This window comes from Mycobacterium sp. NGS26 (genome assembly GCF_059813025.1).
The window spans coordinates 172,389-190,157 of the sequence record NZ_JCALDU010000005.1 but is presented as its reverse complement, the minus strand read 5'-3'; the positions used below and the strand labels follow the sequence as shown (position 1 = coordinate 190,157).

The following is a 17,769-nucleotide window of genomic DNA, read 5'->3' as shown; positions in this document are numbered from 1 at the left end:
GGAGCCCGACGTGGCGTTCTCACACATTGCATCGAAAACGACGGCAGCGACAGCTGTATTGGCAGCGGCCGGAATCCTCGCGGCGACACCGGCATTCGCCGATCCACAAGTGCTGCGATTCGGCCAGATGGCAGAGCTTTCCAGTAATGGTGGCACGATCGACTACACCGTGAGCAATCTGCAGCCCAGCGGCCACAACGACGGCATATGGTATTCCGACGTCACCGCCAAAGGTGTGAGCGGCAACGCGATTCCGAACATTGCCGACTTCAACGCTCGGGCCGTGAACAGCTCCACGTACGCGGTGATGAAGGGCAACCAGATCGACGGCCTTCCTGAGGGGCCACTCCCCTTGGGCAGCCCTGTTACGGGACGCATTTACTTCGACGTGCGCAACGGTACGAACCCCGACAGTGTCGTCTACCGGGACGCCGGAGGGACGGACAAGGTCGTCTGGAAGAGCTAACGACTCGCCCACTAGTGAGAAGACTCGCGCGACGCCCGCCGACTGGTGGTGGTGCGAACCGTTTCAATCCCAACCGCCACCGACGACCAACTAGGTTGGCCAGCGCCTGATTCGGGCTACAGCCCGGACGGTACGGCCTTGCCGTTTACGGTCACCTCGACCTGGCCGGTTTTCGGGTTGTACTCGATGGTGCCGTGCTCGAAGTTCGACACGAGCAGATCGCCGACGGCGTTCTGGTCGTTGGTAGGGAAGCCCAACGGACCGGCCGAACCGTTAGTGCCGGTGATCGCGGGCACGCCGTCCGGGTTGCGTGGGACATTCCAGGCCTCGCGGATTTTGCCCAGCGTGATATATGCGGGCGTGCCGGCCTCGTTGTTCCGGGCTGTGATCACGCCGCCCTGGAACTGCTGGAATACCAGGCCGCTCTCCCGTGTCCCCGCGTTGCGGTCACCCGTTAACGGCTTACCGAGAGCCTTCTTCTGGTCCTCGGTTGCCGATGAGTACTTGGCAGCGATCGGGCCGGTCAGAGTCACCTCGACGTCGCCCTCCCCGATGAGCCTCACCTCGGTGGGCTGCGCTGGGGCTTTGGGCGTGGAGGTCGCGTTCACCCCAACCCGAGGCGGTGTCGACGCGTCGACGCTCTTGCCATTGCTGCAGCCCACGGTGATCAGCGCGACGGTGGCCAGGCCGACGACTGCTGTGTGTCGGTATGCGTTGGTTCTCATGGACTTCCCCTTGCGTCTTCCGGTGGTGGATCAAGTTTCGGCTGACCTCCCCGTCCGGCCGGGACTGTAATCGAACCAGTTGAGTGGCGCAGGGCGGTCGCGGTCATTGGCTCCGAACGAACTTACGCCGCGGGCATCGACGGCGAGCCAGAGCACCTGAGTAAGGCCCAACCGGCACGCGACTCCCCCGTTTCTTCCACAAGCCGGACCCGCAGATGACCCCGTTTCGGACTGTGCCCCAACAATTTACGTATGTCGGCCGTCATTGAGCGGTGCTGGCCGTTACCTCGCGGCGGCGTCCCACGGATTCACCGTGCCGATGCCGGTGTCGACGAAGTCATCGACGTTGCGAGTCGCGAGTCGAACGCTCCAGTTGCGGCAGATTGCTGCTATCTGGGCGTCCGCCATACTGATCGGGCGTCCGGTCCGTTCGCGGGACGCAACGATTAACGCGTAATGCGTGGCCGCCGACGCATCAAACGGCAGAATCTGGTCCTGAAAATCCTCTGTCAGCACTCCCTCGACCTTGATGTGCAGTTCCCGCTTGCGGCGGCCGTCCCGCAACCGGGCAACTCCGTACATGAGCTCGGCCGCCGTAACGGCGGTGACCAGTACATCCGAGGCGGGGAATGCGTCAACCCAACTTGCGACGCGGCGTTCTGGTGCCTTCCGCATCAACGCCGACAAGACATTGGTGTCAAGGACGATCATCCGCCAAACTCCGCGGCCCGTGGGCGCTCCGTTCGGTTCGGCAATTCAAGCTCTGCACCCCCGGCGACGTCAGAGAACCGCCGTCGAATCCGTGTAGCCATCCCCGGACCACCCGACGAACGCTCCAAAACAGTACGCAATATCTCTCGCACCTCGGATTCCATGGAGCGACCGTGCTCAGCTGCGCGCACACGGAGTGCCGCTTTGAGGTCGTCGTCAAAATCGCGAATCGTCAGCGTTGCCATTAGCCCTCCTGTGCTGTCATTGCAGTCAATGCTAGCATCGCTGTCGAGAGTCGTCAGACCATCGATGGACGCAAGTCGTGATGATCTAAAGATGGAACGGTGCCATCGGGACTCCCCCGCAAGGGGATTTGTGCGGAGACCAATTTTTCTGGTCCAGTCGCCGTACGGCCAGGGGTCGGCGGGTTTCGGAGCCGGCGAGCCTCGGTGCGCGTCGGACTCTTAGGTGCAGGGATATTGCCCGTTGAGCACACAATTCGACGGTGGCACGTAGGAACCGCTCAGCACGCCCCTGAAACCGCCCGTGGCTGAACCACCGGGTGAAATGGTGCGATTCCAATTCGCGGGGGCGAGAACATAGTGTGTGCCAGATTGGGCGAAGGTGCTATTCCACGTGTGCGAGATACCTTCTCCCGCCGGTAAGTCGAATTCAATCTTCCAATCGCTCAGCGGCGCGGTGCTCAGGTTGGTGACGGCGAAGCGGGCGATGAAGCCGGTCTGCCACGTATGTTCCACCGACAATGTGGCCGTGGCCGCAGCCGCATGAGCTGCGGGGCTGACGGCCAGTCCGAGGATGGCAAGCATCAATGCCGACACGGCTACGTGAAGCGCTGTGCGGCAGCGCTTCACGCAATTGTCCAGTCCGCCCATAGCGGCAACACTAAAGCCAAACAGGCGATATCGGCCCTCGCATCGCGGGTACGCTGCAGCACCTTTGCTCAACTGAAACCGTCATGAAATGTTGGCCTCGAGGCGCGACCGCCCTGGCGCTCGACCGACGTGTTTAGCTAACGGCATGAAACGTTCGACGGCCATCGGGCATCTCGTCGAGATGGCGGAGGTCGCCTCAGAGTGGCTGGAAGTCGTCGACAGACGTGAATGGCCCCTGACGGAAATGTGGGTGACCGGCGAGCTGCTTTCATTGGCAGCCACTCTGGACGCGGGAACGGTCGTGCTCGTCCTCGATCTCCCCGCTGAGGATCTCCCCTGGCTGGCCAAGCATCCCACCGGTGAAGCGATCGGTCACCAACTACGACTGGGTAAGCGGCCAATGCTCTGGTGCTACCGACCCCGCGCGTGGCCGGTATGGAGCTATGAGCATCGGCGGGTGGCGAGGTTCTGGTCCGCCAAAAGCGGCGTTGATGAACCCGCGATTGAGGCGCTCCGATCACGGCGCCTTGAGCACCTAACCGTCGTCGAGCCGTCCGACGACGAACTGACGACACAGCTGCATAAGGAGTTCGCAGTGTCCCGGGAGCACCTCCGGTCGGTTCTCGAGGGCTACTGGGACCGCGACTGGCGCCGACGCCACAAGGGCTATGACGAATCTCCGGAGGACCACCTGTGGCGGGCGGCGACCGCTGTGTCGGAAATGCTGGATGCCATCGGCGACCCGAAGCGGTGACAAGCTGCGTGGGCCCGTCGCCGTGGGTGGCGCATCAGTGCCTGGCATACGCGGCAAATCATGGCATGAATCGCATCCGCTCGAGCACCGCCTTGCGCCGCCAAGTCATTTGGCTGTCATCCTGAAGCCATGGTGCAGTATCGCGACCCCGGGTCAGTCGTCTTCGATGCTGTGATCGAAAACCCCGGCGGCCCAGGAGCCTACGTAACGTTCCCCTTCGATACGGTCGAAGTCTTCGGTGTGCGGGCGCGCGTGCCGGTGAAAGCGCGGTTCGACGACCGCGTGGCCTACACCGGCTCACTGGCCCCTTACGGTGGTCAGCATCGGCTCGGCGTGCGCAAAGATATCCAGCAGTCCTTGGGCAAGACCCACGGTGACACCGTTAGGGTCGAGTTGGTCCTCGACACCGAGCGTGCTGACGTTGCCGGTGACGACAAGTCGGGAACAACCTGACGCCGCTGTCCCGACAAAGACGCCAATGCGCATAGGCAGAGTTAGGAGTCAGGGCCGAGATTCGGGCACCGGCGTCAACTCGGCGTGTATCGTGCGGCCGAACTTGAACCGCAGGAGCCGGTGCAGCGACGGCACCACCACGCCGTGCAGGATCGGATACTTCTGCCGCAGCAGGCGCGCCGCAATCCGATACTCCTGCCCGTCCAGCAGACGCACGGTGCCGGGGAGCGTTGGTCCGGTCGGTTTGCCCGATGCCGTCGCCGGGCCGAATTCGACGTTGGCGTTACGTCGAAGCCGGCGCACCTTGATCGCCCGCTCGAAACTGCGAAAGTAGGCGCGATCTCCGTCCACCGCGATGCTGACGGGGCTGGAGCCGGGAGTGCCGTCCTTGCGAAAGGTGGTGAGGCTGATCGTCTTTTGCCGCACGAACGGCGCCAACGTCGAATTGGTCGCCGTGCCAACGGTGCCCAGAACATAGCCGAGTTGGCGCAACCGCAGCGCGAACGCCAGCACCAGTGCCACCGACATCACACCGAGAATCCACGCTTGCGCCGGCGAGCCACCCACGTCCAGGTCCTCGACGTGGTTCACCGTGTGCACGGTGTTCGCCACAAGGAATCCGGCGAGCGCGGTGGCCAGCGCGTCAGCCCAGATCAGCGCGAGCAGCAGCGTCGCGCCCAAACCAAGCTGGAACGCGCCCACGTCATGCAGGAAGTGCCGGTGCGCCTCGAATCCGACGGCGTCGGCGAACGAATTCGGATCGGTCAGGCACCAGATTCCAATGCCGGCGGTGACCACCCCGACCGTCGCGGTCACCGCGACCAGATACATCCGCGCCAGCCTGCCCAAAGGTTTCATCGTGCTGCCCTCCCGGTAAAGCGTTCGTCTCTTCCTTAGTCGCTAGACGGAACAGGGCATCGATATGTGACGTGAGGCGCGGCCGACGAGCTCGGCCTCCCCTATCGCCGACGGTTGAACCCGACGCGCTGGGCGTTGCGCTGCTCGATTACTCGCTTCTGATGACGTTGGTGCGCCGCCCACCATGCCCGCAGGGCGTGAACATCGATCGGCGTAGTGGGCTCGTCAAAGGGCGACGGTGCGCTGTACATGGGCCTTCGTTCCCCGCTCAATTGTAGACGATTCCGTTCACTATTAGCCGAGAGCTTACTCCGGTCGGCGAGGGAACGCCAGCGGCTACTAATGGACTTTTCGGAAGGCACGTGTCCGCCTAGCCGGCCGGCGGTACGACGGGCGGACGGCAGACGTTGGCGCCCGGATCCCACCACCAGCCGTCGTCGCATGCCAGCGGTTGCGGGCCGACGCCGAGGGGCCGGCATACGTTTGCCGTGGGGTCCCACCACTGGCCCGGGTCGCATGCCAGGGGTTGCGGTCCGACGCCCAGCGGCCGGCAGACCTTGCCGGTCGGGTCCCACCACTGTCCGGGGTCGCATTCCTCGGCCAGCGCAGTGCCCGGGAGTCGCACGGCGGCCAGCGCCACCATGGCGACGGGAATCAAATAGCGGACGAACGGCCTCATCGCAAACCTCCCCCCGGGGCGTATGCATTATCGAACCGGCCCCGGGCGCACAGGTCAAGAGCGACATGCGCGATTCGGCCGACGCCCCCACGGTGTGGCTCGGCTACCGTGAATTCCGTGACGACGGCATCCGACGCTGCCGAGGCTGACGTTCGGCGGCGGATTGACGCGCTGGTCGCCGCGATTCGCGCCGGGGATCTCGAGGCGGTGATGTCGATCTACGCGACGGACGTCGTGTCGTTCGACATCGAGCCACCCCTGCGACACGTGGGGGCAGAAGCGAAACGGAGGAACTGGGAGCGCGTGTTCGCTGCGTATCAGCACCCGCTGGCTTACGAGGTTCGCGACCTCGCCATCACCGTGCGCGACGACGTGGCATTTGCGCACAGCCTCAACCGGCTCAGCGGCACGCTGAAGAACGGAACCACGACCACCGGTTTCTGGATCCGGGCGACGATGTGCCTTCGGAAGGCCAACGGCGACTGGTTCATTGCGCACGACCACGCGTCGACGCCTCTGGACCCGGCGACCGGCCGCGCGCTGCTGAACCTCGAGCCGTAACCGGAGGGTTGGCAGTGCTTGGCCGGGGGTTGAGCGCCAACGCTGAACGCCCAGCGGCCCTTAGCGTGGCGAGGCCGTCGCCAACCCCAGATCGGCTGCCGCCGAAAGCATTCGAACGTCGTAGGTGACCACGGCCCGCAATGTGTCACCGGCTCGTCGTGCGGCAACGAGATGGATGGCGTCCAGGCTGCGCAGGCCAAACGGCTGCAATGTGCCCGCGTCATCGAGGACTTGGCGAGTCAGCAAAACTATGTCCAGGGCGCCCAACAGCTTTCGAGCATCGGCGATGGCTCGAGGTCCATTCAGTGCGACCGCGCGCACGAGCTCGGTGCGCGCCAAAGCCGCCGAGAAGAGGGCGTCCTCACGTCGCTCATTGAGATAGGACCTCAGCGCTGGTGACTCATCCTCGGCGACAACGAGTTTGACCAAGGCAGAGGTGTCCAGGTAGATGCGCATCTGCGGCTAGCGTTCGTTGCTGCGCAATTCCTCGAGGGACTTAGACGCGCTGTGCCGGTATGCGCGGGGTTCGATGTCATCGACGCTCACGGGACGAGCCGCTCTGACCACCTCACCGGCGGTGATGAGGTCTTGCCAGGGATCGCCCGTGATCGGCACGAGGCGCGCAACGGGGCGGCCACGGTCGGTGATCTCGATCGACTCCCCCGTCGCCACTTCTGCGAGGTACTTACTGGCGTTCTGCCGCAGCTCACGCACCCCGATAGCCTTCATGTGCTACATGATAGCACATTGTAGCCGCGGCGATGAATTTCGGCAGCGCCGGCGGTCAGACCTTCCAGACGGAAGAAATCGAAAGGTGGACCCATGACCTCGCAGCACATACAAGCTCTGCCACCTGTCGTCGACCACCAAACCTGGCGCGCCGCGCTCGACGAACTGCGCAAGCGCGAGAAGGCGGCCACCCGGGAACTGGATGCGATCGCCGCCCAGCGGCGGCGTCTGCCGATGGTCGAGCTGCCCGACTACACGCTGATCGGCGCCGACGGGCCGGTCCGGCTGGCGGATGTGTTCGACGGCCGCTCGCAGCTCATCGTCTACCACCACATGTGGTCGGACGGCGCGGAGTGGCAGTGCGGCGGGTGCACCGGCTTCACGTCGCAGTTCACCCGGCTGGAGTTTCTCGACAACTACGACGCCCGCTTCGTCATCGTGACCAACGGGCCGATCGACGAGGCGATCGCCTACAAGGCGAAGGTCGGCAACCGCATGGAGTGGTACTCGTCGTCGGAGAGCAGCTTCGGCGCGGACATGGACGCACCACCGAATGGGGGCTTCGCGGTCAACGTGTTCCTGCGCGACGGCGACACCGTGTACCGCACCTGGCACACCAACGGGCGGGGCACCGAGCAGCTCAGCCACACGTTCGGCCTGATCGACATCCTGCCCTGGGGCCGGCAGGAGGAGTGGCTCGATTCGCCTGAGGGCTGGCCGTCACGACCGACATACTCGGGTTGGCTCGGCTCCCCCGATATCGCCCGGGCCTACGGACCCAAGGACAACTCATGACCGCGACCACCGAACGCTACGTCGTCACCCGCACCATCCCCGCCACCGCTGCGACAATCTTCGCCGTCCTCGCCGACCCGTCGCGCCATCGGGGCACCGAACCCACCGACTGGGTACGCGAAGCGGTGGACACCGCGCCGATCACCGGGGCCGGACAGATGTTCGCGATGAACATGTATCTCACCCGGGCGGGCGGTGACTACGTCACATACAACCTGGTCAACGTCTTCGAGAAGGACCGTGCGATCGGGTGGATGCCGGGCGTGCTCGACGACAACGGCAACCACAGTCCCGGCGGTTGGTTTTGGCGCTACGACCTCGCTCCGAACGGCGACGGCACTGACGTCACCCTCACCTATGACTGGACCGCGACGCCGCAGGATTTCCGCGACCGGGTCGGTGGGATGCCCATTTTTCCGGAGGACTACCTCGCCGCTTCCCTGGCGACCCTCGAGCAATCCGTCGCGGGCTAACTCGGCCCGTCAAGGTGGCCAATTCGCACGACGAGGGCCCTATCCTATTGACGTGTTGTGGGGCGTGGAGCCTGAGCCGTCAGCGAGGCGCATGCACGCCATCGGCGTGATCGCATTCCTTGTGCTGCTCGTGCTGTACGCCGCGGCCGCGGTGCACGCCCGCGGTGGCTGGGTCGACGCTGCGCTGTACTGGCTCCTCGGCGTGGCCGCAGTGCTGGCGGGGGTCGCGGTCCTGGTCGGCCGGTTGCGCGGCTGGCAAGAGCGGCGCGACCTGCTCGTCTGGTGGCCGGTGGCGGCGCTGCTCGTCACGGCCATGGCCGGGGCCATCGAACCGCGCGCCACCCAGGACTTCCCCGGCACGGTCACGATCGCGTTCGCCTACATCGGCCTCACTTGCCCGCGCTGGCGATCGCTCGTGGTCCTCCCCCTCGGCGTCGTGGCTTTCGTCCTGGGTACCGCCAAGGTCCTGCCCGGCGCGACGGTGACCGTGGTGTTGGCCGCGATCATGTGGGTGCTCGTCGCGGAGGTCCCGGCCTGGCTGGTCGCCCGATTAGAGCAACAGAGCGCGATGCTCCGCGAGATCGCGCAGACCGACGCGCTCACCCAGCTGCTCAACCGGAGCACGCTCAGCCCTCGGCTGTCGATGCACGCCAGGGGGTCGTCCGTCGTGCTCATCGACCTTGACAACTTCAAGCAGTACAACGACCGCCACGGCCACGAGGGCGGCGACCAACTCCTGGTCACCTTCGCCGATGCGCTGCGCAGCTCGGTCCGCGAGGACGACGTCGTCTTCCGTATCGGCGGCGACGAGTTCCTCCTTATGCTCGTCGGCGCCGACCGCGCCGAGGCCGAGCGGATCCTCGAACGGCTCCGCCAGCGCTGGTCCGAAATGGGGGCGCCGGTCGGCTTCAGCGCAGGGATCGCCGTGGGTGAGCAGGACCTGCTGCGCCTCGCGGACGAGCACATGTACGCCAACAAGCGCGCCCGTGACCTGCCCGGCGAATTGACCCGACACGAGCCGCCGGGTCAGCGCGTTACCGCCTCGAACGTGGACTCGAATGTGGAGATGCAACGCGAGAAACCCGGTCGGGCTGTCTAGTCACGCGGGCGGTGCAAATGCGAAAAGCAAACTGATCTGCTGAAACCAGCGTTAGGCTCCTCGATGTCACGGTCACATCGCGCATCGGGAGCCCGCTATGAAGTCAGACCCGAAGTCGGACGCGGAGGAATCGGGCAAATACGCCCGCCGACTACGTGAATTCAGCGCCTTCGACAAGTTTTCCGATGACGAGCTGGACCGTCTGGTCCGAGCAGCGCATCACACTTCTCGGTCGGTGCCATGGCCGCTGATTCGCGAGCAGACCCCGTCGCACGACTGTTTCATCCTGCTCAGCGGGGAGGTGGGCGTGTACGTCGGCGACGACCGCATCGCCGTGTTGGGGCCCGGCGAGGTCATCGGCGAATCCGCGCTTCGCCGTGGGAAATTGCGCTCCGCGACCGTGACGACGATGGGGCCGGCCGAGGTGCTGCGGATCGAGCGCGACGATCTCGACCGCTTGCTCAAGCAGATACCCGCCCTGCGCGAAACCATGGAAGCGACCGCCGCGCGACACGCGCCCGTCGCGCCGCCGCCGAAGCCGAAACCGGCACGCTCCAAGGTGAACGCCTCGGCCCCGACGGAGCTGGTCGAACGGTTCGAACGGGCGGCCGACGCCGCCGGCGTCGGCGTCGCGGGCGCGCTCGAGGCGGCGCTTACCCAGTGGATCGAAAGCAACGGCGCACCGAAGTAGCGGGGGCTTACTGCGGGTGGTTCGCCAGGTACTCCGCGACCGGGATCGGTGACGTTGCGGCGTAGCCGATGGGCAGCAACACGTCGCCGGCGGTCGTGTAGCAATAGACGTCCCACCGGTAATAGTCGGCAAACGCGGCGGGATCGGCGGCCAGCAGCGTCGCATATTGGTTGACCGCGCGCACGTATTCGTTTGCGTGGTTGTACCGGTAGATCGCGTGATCGCGATCGTTGGCGAAGCCGTTGGCGGCGAGGTAGCGGCCCGCTGCCAGGATGCTGTCGTGCGGCGACTGGATGTCGCCGCCCTGCCCGTAGGTTGCGAACGTCGGCGGCAAGAATTGCATGGGTCCTTGCGCGCCGGCGGTGCTGGTGCCGACGATGCTGCCGAACCGGGTCTCGATGAAGTTGATGGCGGCCAAGTAGTTCCAGCCGACGCCGGTTTCCGACTCCGCCTGGTGGTAGTAACCCAGCAACTGGTCGGCGGGGGCAGGGGGCTCCACGCGCCACGCGGGCAGGGTGTCCCGCACCGGCGTCATCGCGGAGAGCTGGCGCCGGGCATCGACGTTGCGGTCGTAGACATCGATCAACTCCGGCGGGATCCGCGGTCGTGTCGTCGCATCCCATTCGGGGTGCCGCCCGATCGCGCGATAGGCCGCCTGTTGACGGTGCGCCGCGGCCACGAGCGCTGCCTCCCCCGTCGACGGGTCGTGCAATGCGTGCTCGTCCGCCACAAGGTCGTCGGCCAGCTGCGCGGGGTCCGACGCCAGGCGCGGCTGCGCGCCGGCCACCGCCGTCGGCTGCATGGACCCGACGAGTGCGAAGACGATCGCACCGAGCACGAGCCAAGAAGCCCAGTTGCGGCTCATGGTGCTCACCTCCGTCGTCGGCGTACGTCAACGGTAGCCATACCCGCCTACGACCCCGTCAGTGCGTCCACGCGGTAGCGGCCGGCGGTCCACGGCGGGGCGCTGGGAATAGGCGTGAGGGTGACGGCGATGCGGTCCTTGCCCGCGCTGAGCGACTCGGGCACCAGGAACGTGTCGTCGAGCCAGCGGTGAAAGGTGTTGCTGCGCGGCTGCAGCCAAGTACCGGCGCGCACGCCGTCGATGGCCACGTCGGCCGATTGGTAGCCAATCGCCTGGTCGGACGTGCGGCGCAGCAGCACGCCGTGGTTGTCGGGACGGATCTGGGCATTGAAGGTGATCGCGCTCTGGGTGGCACGGACCAACCCGGCCACGGGCCGGGCGTCGTCACTGCCCTCGTACGTGCCGACCAGCATCTGGTCGGCGGCGTCGGCGTCGGTATAGATGTGCAGGATCCGGCTCATCGGGTCGGAAGGGACGATTTCGTCGCCGCGCGCGGTGGTCTCGTTCGGTTGCGTGTAAAGGAATGCCGTTGAGCTGTAATCGGGTTCGACCAGGTTCCGCTTGCCGTGCTCGATGCCGAACCGGATTGCGGAGTGGTAGCCAACGGCGTCGGCGAGCATGAGGCGATAGGTGGCGACGCAGTAGTCCGCGCATCCGCCGGCCTGCGTGCGCTGATCGGGTTGACCGGTCAACGGGTCGCTGAAGTGCGTGCCGCCCTTGAAGTACCAGCCGCCCTCGTAGAAGTCCTCGGTGCCGGTGCCGTACCACTGGGGCGACGCGGAACCGTCGGTGTACACGCGTTCGGCGCCCTCGAGAAAGTAGGGGGCGTCGTCGCTGAAGGACGTCCTGATCCGGGAGCCCCTGATGGTGTGGCTGACGCCGACGAACTTGCCGTGGCCGGGCTCGTCGGCGAACAACCAGTCCTGGCCGGGGGCTGTCGGCCCGGCGTGCGAGCGTGCGGTGAAGTATCCGACACGGTCGCCGGCGATCGCGGGCCCCCACTGCGGATCCGGCGCGGTCACGACGTCGCTGTCGATCCCCGCCACCGAATCGGCCGTCGTGTTGACCAGGGTGACGCGGGCCGTGTGCGCGAAAGGCATCGGCCACCACGCCGACAACGAGAGCGAACCGGGCCGTGGAATCGCCGAGAACATCAGCGATTTCACGGTGTTGGTGCCCAGCCCGGCGCCGAAGAATTCCCCCAGTGGCGAGTCGACCGTGGTTTGGCCGTCGAACTCGATCTGCAGCCGCAACCCGGCCAGGAGCTGATCCGCCGGTTCCGGCAGCCGCAGCCGCAGCTCCGAGATCGTCGCCGGCCCAGTCGATTCCGCTATCGTCGACCCGGCATCGGCGGGGACCTCGACCACCCGATTGTGATGCGCCGTGGCCGGCGGCGCCGGTTTGGGATCGGCGGTGCCCGCGGCGCGCAGCGTGGCGATCACGTCGAGCGCGGGATCGGCGGGCGAAAAGGTGGCGACGCCGTGGGCGCTGGAAAACTGCCGATAGTCGACGTGGTAGTACTGCAGATTCTGCGCGACGCTGATCCGCATCGACTGCCGGTACGGCATCGGCACCTTGATGTAAACGCCGGCCGGCGACTGCGCGGCGTCGGCGACCAGGGGCCACACGAATGGCGCACCCAGCTCGCCGTCGACCAACGATTGCAGCGGCGCGTCGATCACCGTCTGCCCGTCCAGATCGATGCGGATGGTTCCCATCCGGGTGACATTGCCGCCGTCGCGGGTGAACCAGATCGAGTCGACCTCGCCGGCGCCGCGATCCTCGGCGATGACGCAGCCGGCGCCGCCCGAGGCCAGGCATCCCCCGCTGCCGTTCTGGTTGCCGGTGGAGATGTCGAAGTCGCCGCCGCTGCGATCGAAGCTCGACACCTGCAGCGTCTGCGTGTCGGCGCTCAGGTACGGCAACCGGTCCAATCGGCGATAGGTGTCCCAGCCGACCAGCCTGTCGCCGGATCCGCCCGTGGCGCCCGGCTCGGCACGCGATGGGCCGGCGGCCGCGACACCGGTCACCCCCAACAGCAGCAGCGCGAACATCGCCGAGAACACCCGCGCGCCCATGGGTCGCGACTCGACCGCGTGGTCCGTCAGCTCTGGGGGCCTTGCGAGGGCGGCCACGGCGAGCCGGGCGACGGCTCGCCGGGGTCGGCGTGCTCGCCTCGGGACAGAGGCACCCACTGCTCGCTCGGCGCCGGCTGCTTCGACGAGGGGAAGTCGCGCAGCTTGCCCGACGGCTTGGCGTCCCATTGGGCGAATGTCAGCGGCGTCTGCAGCCAGGCGTGCAGCAGGTTGTACGTCGCCTCCAGCGAGTCCATGTGGGTGCGCTCCCAGCCGTGGCTGCCGTCGAGGCCGAAGCCGACCAGGGCGGCCCGGGTGCCGGCACCCGCCTCGATCGCGGCGGCGGCGTCGGAACGGTAGTAGCGGAACACATCCCGCGCGTACGGTATGCCCCGCTCCTCCGCGAGCCGGCAGAGCTTTCGGGTCAGGTGGTAGTCGAACGGGCCGTGCATGTCGGCCATCGGGATCGTCACGCCGTCCTCGATGGACTGCTGGCCGGGCGCACACACCGCGTTGTCCACCGAGATGAGCTCGGCGGCGTCCGCGGGCAGGCCGTGGCTGGCGCCGTGGCCGACCTCCTCGGTGATGGTGACCATGATCATGGTGCGGTGCGGCAGCACCACCTTGTTCTCGCAGAAGTTCTTGGCCAGCGCCAGCGCGATCGCGATGCCGGCCTTCCCGTCGAGGTGTCGGGAAACGATGAAGCCGTCGGCGGTGAGCTCGGGGCTGGTGATCAACGCGACGAAGTCGCCGACCTGCAGGCCGAGCCGGACCAGGTCCTCCCGCGAGGACACCCTGCGGTCGACGCGCACCTCGACGTTGTCCCAGTCGGTGGGCTGGGTGTCGATCTCATGGCCGAACGCGTGCCCGCTGGACTTGAGCGGCAGGACCGTGCCCGTGATGAATTCGTCGGGGTCGTCGGGGAAGATCCGCACGCGGGCGCCGGCGGCGAACCGCGCCGAGAAGGTGCCGACCGGCACCACCTCGAGTCGGCCGTTGTCCTTGAGCCTGCGCACCATGCACCCGATCGTGTCCGCGTGAACCACCAGCGCACGATCGGTGGTCGGCGACTCCCCCGCGAGCTCGGCGGTCAGCGCCCCCCGGCGGGTCAGCGAGAACGGGACGCCGAAGTCATCGAATATGTCGCCGATCAGCTGCATCACCGCGTCCGTTCGCCCCGACGGGCTCGGGGTCTGCAGCAGCGCGAGCAGCGTGTCGACCATCCACGCGCGGTCGACCTCGGCCATCGCCGCGGTTTGGCGCAAGGTGTCTCCCTTCGCGGTTGTGCGGAATCGCGTTCAACCTACCGCGTGGTCAGCCGATATAGGCCGGGCGGGCGCTAATGCCTCCCCAAGACCCGCGAGCGCGCTCATTTGTACGCCGACACGCCGTCCAAGCCGGCATTTTGGGGACGCTCGGCAAGCGGATTGCTAGCGCTTGGACTCGCGCCATCCCCGCTCGAACGGTAACCGCCACGCGTTGGGCGCGATCAACTGGTGGATGGCGTTGGGGCCCCAGGTGCCGGGCTGGTACATCTTGGCCGGCGGCGGGTCGTCGAGCAGTTCCTGCGAACGCTCCCACAACGATTCGATGCCCTCGGCGGTGTTGAACAGCGTGTGGTCGCCCCGCATCGCGTCGAGGATGAGCCGTTCGTAGGCCTCCAGCACGTCGACGACGGTCTCGATCTCCTGCGAGGAAAACTGCATGGACAGCTTGTCCAGCTTCATCCCGGGGCCCGGTCGCTTCCCGTAGAACGACAGCGAGACCCTCGAGTTGTCGGCGAGATCGAAGGTGAGGTGATCCGGGCCCTGGGTCCCCACCCCCGACCCGGGCGGGAACATGGTGCGGGGCGCCTCTTTGAACGCGATCGAGATGATGCGGATGCCCTCGGCCATCTTCTTGCCGGTGCGCAGATAGACCGGCACGCCGGCCCAGCGCCAGTTGTCGATGCCGACCTTGAGCGCGATGAACGTCTCGGTGTCGGAATCCTTTGCCACCCCGGCCTCTTGGCGGTACCCGTTGTACTGGCCGCGCACCACGTTCGACGGCTTGACCGGCAGCATGGAGCGGAACACCTTGTTCTTCTCCTCGCTGATGGCATACGGCTCGAGGGCCGTCGGCGGTTCCATCACGACGAACGCCATCACCTGGAAAAGGTGCGTCACAACCATGTCCTTGTAGGCGCCCGTGGCTTCGTAGAAGTTGGCGCGCTGGTCCAGACCGAGGGCCTCGGGAATGTCGATCTGGATGTGGTCGATGAAGTTGCGGTTCCAGATCGGTTCGAACAGACCGTTGGCGAAGCGGAACGCCAAGATGTTTTGGGCCGCCTCCTTGCCCAGGAAGTGGTCGATCCGGAAAATCTGGGATTCCTCGAATGTTTCGTGCAGGAAGTCGTTGAGCGACACCGCGCTGGCAAGGTCGGTGCCGAACGGCTTCTCCATGACGACGCGGGACCGCTCGACGAGCTTGGCGTCGCGCAGCATGATGATGACGTCGCGGGCAGCCTTCGGCGGGACCGACAGGTAGTGCAGCCGCCGCACGTTCTGGCCCAAGTTCGTCTCGGCTTCGGCGACAGCGGCCGCGAGGGCTTCGGGCCCGGCCGATTGCGGGACGTACCTGACGATCTTTGCGAAGCTGGCCCACTCTTCGGAGGTGAGCTTATGCATGCCGAACGAGTCGATCGCGTTCTTGGCCAGGTCGCGGAACTCGTCGTCGGTGAAGTCCTCCAGCGACGTCGCCACGATCTGGATATCGGGCGCGAGCTCGGACTGATCCAGGTAGGCCAGGCCGGGCAGCAGCTTGCGCTTGGCCAGGTCCCCCGTCGCGCCGAACAGGACGATGACATGGGGGTCGAGCGGCTGCTCGCCGTGGCGGTGCGGGCGGGAGCCGGGCGCCGGGTACGAGATCGTCTGCGGTTTCTTGGTGGCCACCTCTGCGATACTTCCACCGCCGCGCCGCGTGTGCACGACCGGCGGCAGACCATCCGCCCGCGCCGCGGCCGCCGGCCGTATGTCAGGATTTCGGGCATGACTGCACGCAGCTTTGCCCGCATTGGCGGTGTTCTCGTCGCGACGATGTGGGCACTGCTCGCTGCGCCCCTCGGCGGTCCCGCCGCTTCCGCGGATCCATGCTCCGACGTCGCCGTGGTTTTCGCGCGCGGCACCCATCAGGAGCCCGGTCTCGGCAACATCGGACAGGCCTTCGTCGACTCGCTCACCTCGCAGGTCGGCGGGCGGTCCGTGGGGACGTACGCGGTCAACTACCCGGCGAACGACGACTACCACAACAGCGCGAACGCCGGCGCCAACGACGCCGCCGCCCACGTCCAGGACACCGTCGCCAGCTGCCCGAACAGCAGAATCGTGCTCGGCGGATACTCCCAGGGTTCGACGGTGATCGATCTGGCCACCAACGCGATGCCCGCGTCGGTCGCCGATCACGTCGCCGCGGTCGCGCTCTTCGGCGAGCCGTCCAGCGGCTTTTCCACCATGTTGTGGGGCGGTCAGCCGCTGCCGACGATCAACCCGCTCTACGGCGGCAAGACCATCAGCTTGTGCGCGCCCGACGACCCCATCTGCTCCGGGGGCGGCAACATCATGGCGCACGTGTCCTACATCGACGCCGGGATGACCAACCAGGCCGCGACATTCGCGGCCAATCACCTCAACCAGGGTCCGCGCACGTAGCGACTGCTCACCGTGGCTGCGGCAGTGACCCTGGTCAAGTTGTTCCGCGACACCGTCGCGGTTCGGATGTCGGTGGCCGTGGCGCTCGGCGTCGCCGTCGCCGTCGTGGTCGGAAACACGGCCGGCTGGCGGTTCGCGCTTGTCGGCTGGGTCGTGACGGCCGGGGTGTACGTGGCGTGGACGCAGCTCATCCTGTTCGGGATGGATGCGGAGCAAACCCGCACCTGGGCGACGCGGGAGGATCCCACCCGCTGGGTCGCCGACGCGGTCATCCTGTCGGCCAGCGTCGCGAGCGTCGCCGGGGTCGGCTATGTGGTGGCCGCCGGGACGCACACCGGCGCTCGAGCCGTCACGGCCGCCGTTCTGGGCGTCCTGACGGTCGCGGCGTCCTGGTTCGCCGTCCACACCCTGTTCACCGTGCACTACGCGCGGCTCTACTACACAGACCAACCCGGCGGGATCAACTTCCACGACCCCGAGCCGCCCCGCTTTCGGGACTTCGCGTATGTGGCCTTCACCATCGGCATGACCTTCCAGGTGTCGGACACCGAGATCGGGCTGACCTCCATCAGGGCGACGGTGTTGCGCCACGCGCTGCTGTCCTACCTGCTCGGCGCAGTGATCCTGGCGGTCACGATCAACTTGATCGCGGGGCTGGGCTCCAAGCTCTGATCGGTCCGGTGCGTCGTGGCGGTTAGCCTGGCGGAATGGCAATCGAGTCCACCATGCTCGCCCTCGGAACCCCCGCGCCACGGTTCACGCTGCCCGACCCGGCGACCGGCGCCACGGTCAGCCTCGACGACCTGACGGGTCCCGCGCTGGTCGTGACCTTCATCTGCAACCACTGCCCGTACGTCCAGCACGTCGCGGCCGGGCTCGCCGCGCTCGGGCGAGACCTCGCCGAGCGGGGCGTCGCGATGGTCGGCATCTCCAGCAATGACGTCGTCAGCTACCCACAGGACGGGCCGGATCGGATGGTCGCCGAGGCCCGCCGCCACGGCTGGACGTTTCCGTACCTCTACGACGAGACCCAGGACGTGGCCCGCGCCTTCTCCGCCGCGTGCACGCCGGACACCTTCGTCTTCGACGGTGATCGCCGGCTCGTCTACCGCGGGCAGCTCGACGACTCGCGGCCGGGGAACGACCTGCCGGTGACGGCCGCCGACGTCCGGGCGGCGGTCGACGCCGTGCTCGCCGGGCGGCCGGTCGATCCGGACCAGCGCCCGTCGATCGGGTGCGGCATCAAGTGGCGCTGA

The 17,769-nt window shown here is 66.7% G+C and carries 23 protein-coding genes; 11 read left to right on the top strand and 12 right to left on the bottom strand.

The window, feature by feature from the left end; genetic code table 11:
* The first annotated feature begins 10 nt into the window (after nt 1-10).
* The gene (locus AC5Y6X_RS17980; protein ID WP_499988048.1) at nt 11-466 is read left to right on the top strand and encodes an MPT63 family protein; all 456 of its coding nucleotides are present in this window, start codon (nt 11-13) and stop codon (nt 464-466) included.
* 116 nt (nt 467-582) lie between these two features.
* Here AC5Y6X_RS17980 and AC5Y6X_RS17975 read toward each other — a convergent pair whose 3' ends face one another.
* The 4 genes from AC5Y6X_RS17975 to AC5Y6X_RS17960 form a co-directional block, all read right to left on the bottom strand.
* The gene (locus tag AC5Y6X_RS17975; RefSeq protein WP_499988046.1) at nt 583-1,191 is read right to left on the bottom strand and encodes an LGFP repeat-containing protein; all 609 of its coding nucleotides are present in this window, start codon (nt 1,189-1,191) and stop codon (nt 583-585) included.
* Nucleotides 1,192-1,473: 282 nt separating this feature from the next.
* On the bottom strand, nt 1,474-1,902 hold the full coding sequence (locus AC5Y6X_RS17970; RefSeq protein WP_499988044.1) for a type II toxin-antitoxin system VapC family toxin: 429 nt from the start codon (nt 1,900-1,902) through the stop codon (nt 1,474-1,476).
* Nucleotides 1,899-2,147, bottom strand: a complete 249-nt coding sequence (locus tag AC5Y6X_RS17965) for a FitA-like ribbon-helix-helix domain-containing protein (protein ID WP_499988043.1) — start codon at nt 2,145-2,147, stop codon at nt 1,899-1,901. The genes AC5Y6X_RS17970 and AC5Y6X_RS17965 overlap by 4 nt, the downstream gene beginning before the upstream one ends.
* A 219-nt stretch (nt 2,148-2,366) precedes the next feature.
* A complete protein-coding gene (locus tag AC5Y6X_RS17960) occupies nt 2,367-2,795 on the bottom strand; it encodes a cellulose-binding domain-containing protein (protein ID WP_499988042.1) in 429 nt (142 codons plus the stop codon).
* A gap of 145 nt (nt 2,796-2,940) precedes the next feature.
* Between AC5Y6X_RS17960 and AC5Y6X_RS17955 the strand changes: the two genes are divergently transcribed.
* Together AC5Y6X_RS17955 and AC5Y6X_RS17950 are read left to right on the top strand one after the other, a co-directional pair.
* Nucleotides 2,941-3,549 carry a DUF7711 family protein gene (locus tag AC5Y6X_RS17955; RefSeq protein WP_499988040.1) on the top strand — a complete coding sequence of 203 codons (609 nt, stop codon included), beginning with the start codon at nt 2,941-2,943 and terminating at the stop codon, nt 3,547-3,549.
* 129 nt (nt 3,550-3,678) lie between these two features.
* Entirely contained in the window at nt 3,679-4,002 is a 324-nt protein-coding gene (locus AC5Y6X_RS17950) for a DUF1905 domain-containing protein (protein WP_499988038.1), read from the top strand.
* A gap of 48 nt (nt 4,003-4,050) precedes the next feature.
* Here the strand turns inward: AC5Y6X_RS17950 and AC5Y6X_RS17945 are convergent, their stop codons facing one another.
* Together AC5Y6X_RS17945 and AC5Y6X_RS17940 are read right to left on the bottom strand one after the other, a co-directional pair.
* Nucleotides 4,051-4,860 carry a PPOX class F420-dependent oxidoreductase gene (locus AC5Y6X_RS17945; protein WP_499988036.1) on the bottom strand — a complete coding sequence of 270 codons (810 nt, stop codon included), beginning with the start codon at nt 4,858-4,860 and terminating at the stop codon, nt 4,051-4,053.
* 370 nt (nt 4,861-5,230) lie between these two features.
* On the bottom strand, nt 5,231-5,539 hold the full coding sequence (locus tag AC5Y6X_RS17940; RefSeq protein WP_499988033.1) for a hypothetical protein: 309 nt from the start codon (nt 5,537-5,539) through the stop codon (nt 5,231-5,233).
* A gap of 117 nt (nt 5,540-5,656) precedes the next feature.
* Here AC5Y6X_RS17940 and AC5Y6X_RS17935 point away from each other — a divergent pair, with 117 nt between their 5' ends.
* On the top strand, nt 5,657-6,100 hold the full coding sequence (locus AC5Y6X_RS17935) for a YybH family protein (protein ID WP_499988031.1): 444 nt from the start codon (nt 5,657-5,659) through the stop codon (nt 6,098-6,100).
* A 60-nt stretch (nt 6,101-6,160) separates the two neighbouring features.
* Here AC5Y6X_RS17935 and AC5Y6X_RS17930 read toward each other — a convergent pair whose 3' ends face one another.
* The gene (locus AC5Y6X_RS17930; protein ID WP_499988029.1) at nt 6,161-6,556 is read right to left on the bottom strand and encodes a type II toxin-antitoxin system VapC family toxin; all 396 of its coding nucleotides are present in this window, start codon (nt 6,554-6,556) and stop codon (nt 6,161-6,163) included.
* A gap of 6 nt (nt 6,557-6,562) precedes the next feature.
* A complete protein-coding gene (locus AC5Y6X_RS17925; RefSeq protein WP_499988027.1) occupies nt 6,563-6,829 on the bottom strand; it encodes a type II toxin-antitoxin system Phd/YefM family antitoxin in 267 nt (88 codons plus the stop codon).
* A 93-nt stretch (nt 6,830-6,922) separates the two neighbouring features.
* Between AC5Y6X_RS17925 and AC5Y6X_RS17920 the strand changes: the two genes are divergently transcribed.
* The 4 genes from AC5Y6X_RS17920 (at nt 6,923) to AC5Y6X_RS17905 (ending at nt 9,887) form a co-directional block, all read left to right on the top strand.
* Nucleotides 6,923-7,624 (top strand): DUF899 domain-containing protein, encoded by a 702-nt coding sequence (locus AC5Y6X_RS17920; protein WP_499988026.1) that lies wholly within the window; start codon nt 6,923-6,925, stop codon nt 7,622-7,624.
* Nucleotides 7,621-8,097, top strand: a complete 477-nt coding sequence (locus tag AC5Y6X_RS17915) for an SRPBCC family protein (RefSeq protein ID WP_324677024.1) — start codon at nt 7,621-7,623, stop codon at nt 8,095-8,097. Before AC5Y6X_RS17920 ends, AC5Y6X_RS17915 begins: the two co-directional genes overlap by 4 nt.
* 91 nt (nt 8,098-8,188) lie before the next feature.
* Nucleotides 8,189-9,196: a GGDEF domain-containing protein gene (locus AC5Y6X_RS17910; RefSeq protein WP_499988024.1), complete on the top strand. Its 1,008-nt coding sequence runs from the start codon at nt 8,189-8,191 to the stop codon at nt 9,194-9,196.
* A 97-nt stretch (nt 9,197-9,293) separates the two neighbouring features.
* Nucleotides 9,294-9,887 carry a cyclic nucleotide-binding domain-containing protein gene (locus tag AC5Y6X_RS17905; RefSeq protein ID WP_499988022.1) on the top strand — a complete coding sequence of 198 codons (594 nt, stop codon included), beginning with the start codon at nt 9,294-9,296 and terminating at the stop codon, nt 9,885-9,887.
* A gap of 7 nt (nt 9,888-9,894) precedes the next feature.
* Here AC5Y6X_RS17905 and AC5Y6X_RS17900 read toward each other — a convergent pair whose 3' ends face one another.
* The 4 genes from AC5Y6X_RS17900 to zwf all read right to left on the bottom strand — a co-directional run bounded on the left by AC5Y6X_RS17900 (nt 9,895) and on the right by zwf (nt 15,757).
* Nucleotides 9,895-10,689, bottom strand: coding sequence for a lytic transglycosylase domain-containing protein (locus AC5Y6X_RS17900; protein ID WP_499988414.1), 795 nt, complete (start codon nt 10,687-10,689; stop codon nt 9,895-9,897).
* Between the two features lie 110 nt (nt 10,690-10,799).
* Nucleotides 10,800-12,806, bottom strand: coding sequence for a glycoside hydrolase family 172 protein (locus AC5Y6X_RS17895; RefSeq protein ID WP_499988396.1), 2,007 nt, complete (start codon nt 12,804-12,806; stop codon nt 10,800-10,802).
* A 50-nt stretch (nt 12,807-12,856) separates the two neighbouring features.
* Nucleotides 12,857-14,092 carry an osmoprotectant NAGGN system M42 family peptidase gene (locus tag AC5Y6X_RS17890; RefSeq protein WP_324677016.1) on the bottom strand — a complete coding sequence of 412 codons (1,236 nt, stop codon included), beginning with the start codon at nt 14,090-14,092 and terminating at the stop codon, nt 12,857-12,859.
* A gap of 165 nt (nt 14,093-14,257) precedes the next feature.
* Nucleotides 14,258-15,757: a glucose-6-phosphate dehydrogenase gene (gene zwf / locus AC5Y6X_RS17885; RefSeq protein ID WP_499988018.1), complete on the bottom strand. Its 1,500-nt coding sequence runs from the start codon at nt 15,755-15,757 to the stop codon at nt 14,258-14,260.
* A 96-nt stretch (nt 15,758-15,853) separates the two neighbouring features.
* Between zwf and AC5Y6X_RS17880 the strand changes: the two genes are divergently transcribed.
* From AC5Y6X_RS17880 to AC5Y6X_RS17870, 3 genes are read left to right on the top strand one after another with little or no spacing between them, the layout of a single operon-like run.
* Entirely contained in the window at nt 15,854-16,513 is a 660-nt protein-coding gene (locus tag AC5Y6X_RS17880; protein WP_499988016.1) for a cutinase family protein, read from the top strand.
* A gap of 12 nt (nt 16,514-16,525) precedes the next feature.
* The gene (locus AC5Y6X_RS17875) at nt 16,526-17,185 is read left to right on the top strand and encodes a DUF1345 domain-containing protein (protein WP_499988014.1); all 660 of its coding nucleotides are present in this window, start codon (nt 16,526-16,528) and stop codon (nt 17,183-17,185) included.
* A gap of 35 nt (nt 17,186-17,220) precedes the next feature.
* Nucleotides 17,221-17,769, top strand: coding sequence for a thioredoxin family protein (locus tag AC5Y6X_RS17870; RefSeq protein ID WP_499988012.1), 549 nt, complete (start codon nt 17,221-17,223; stop codon nt 17,767-17,769).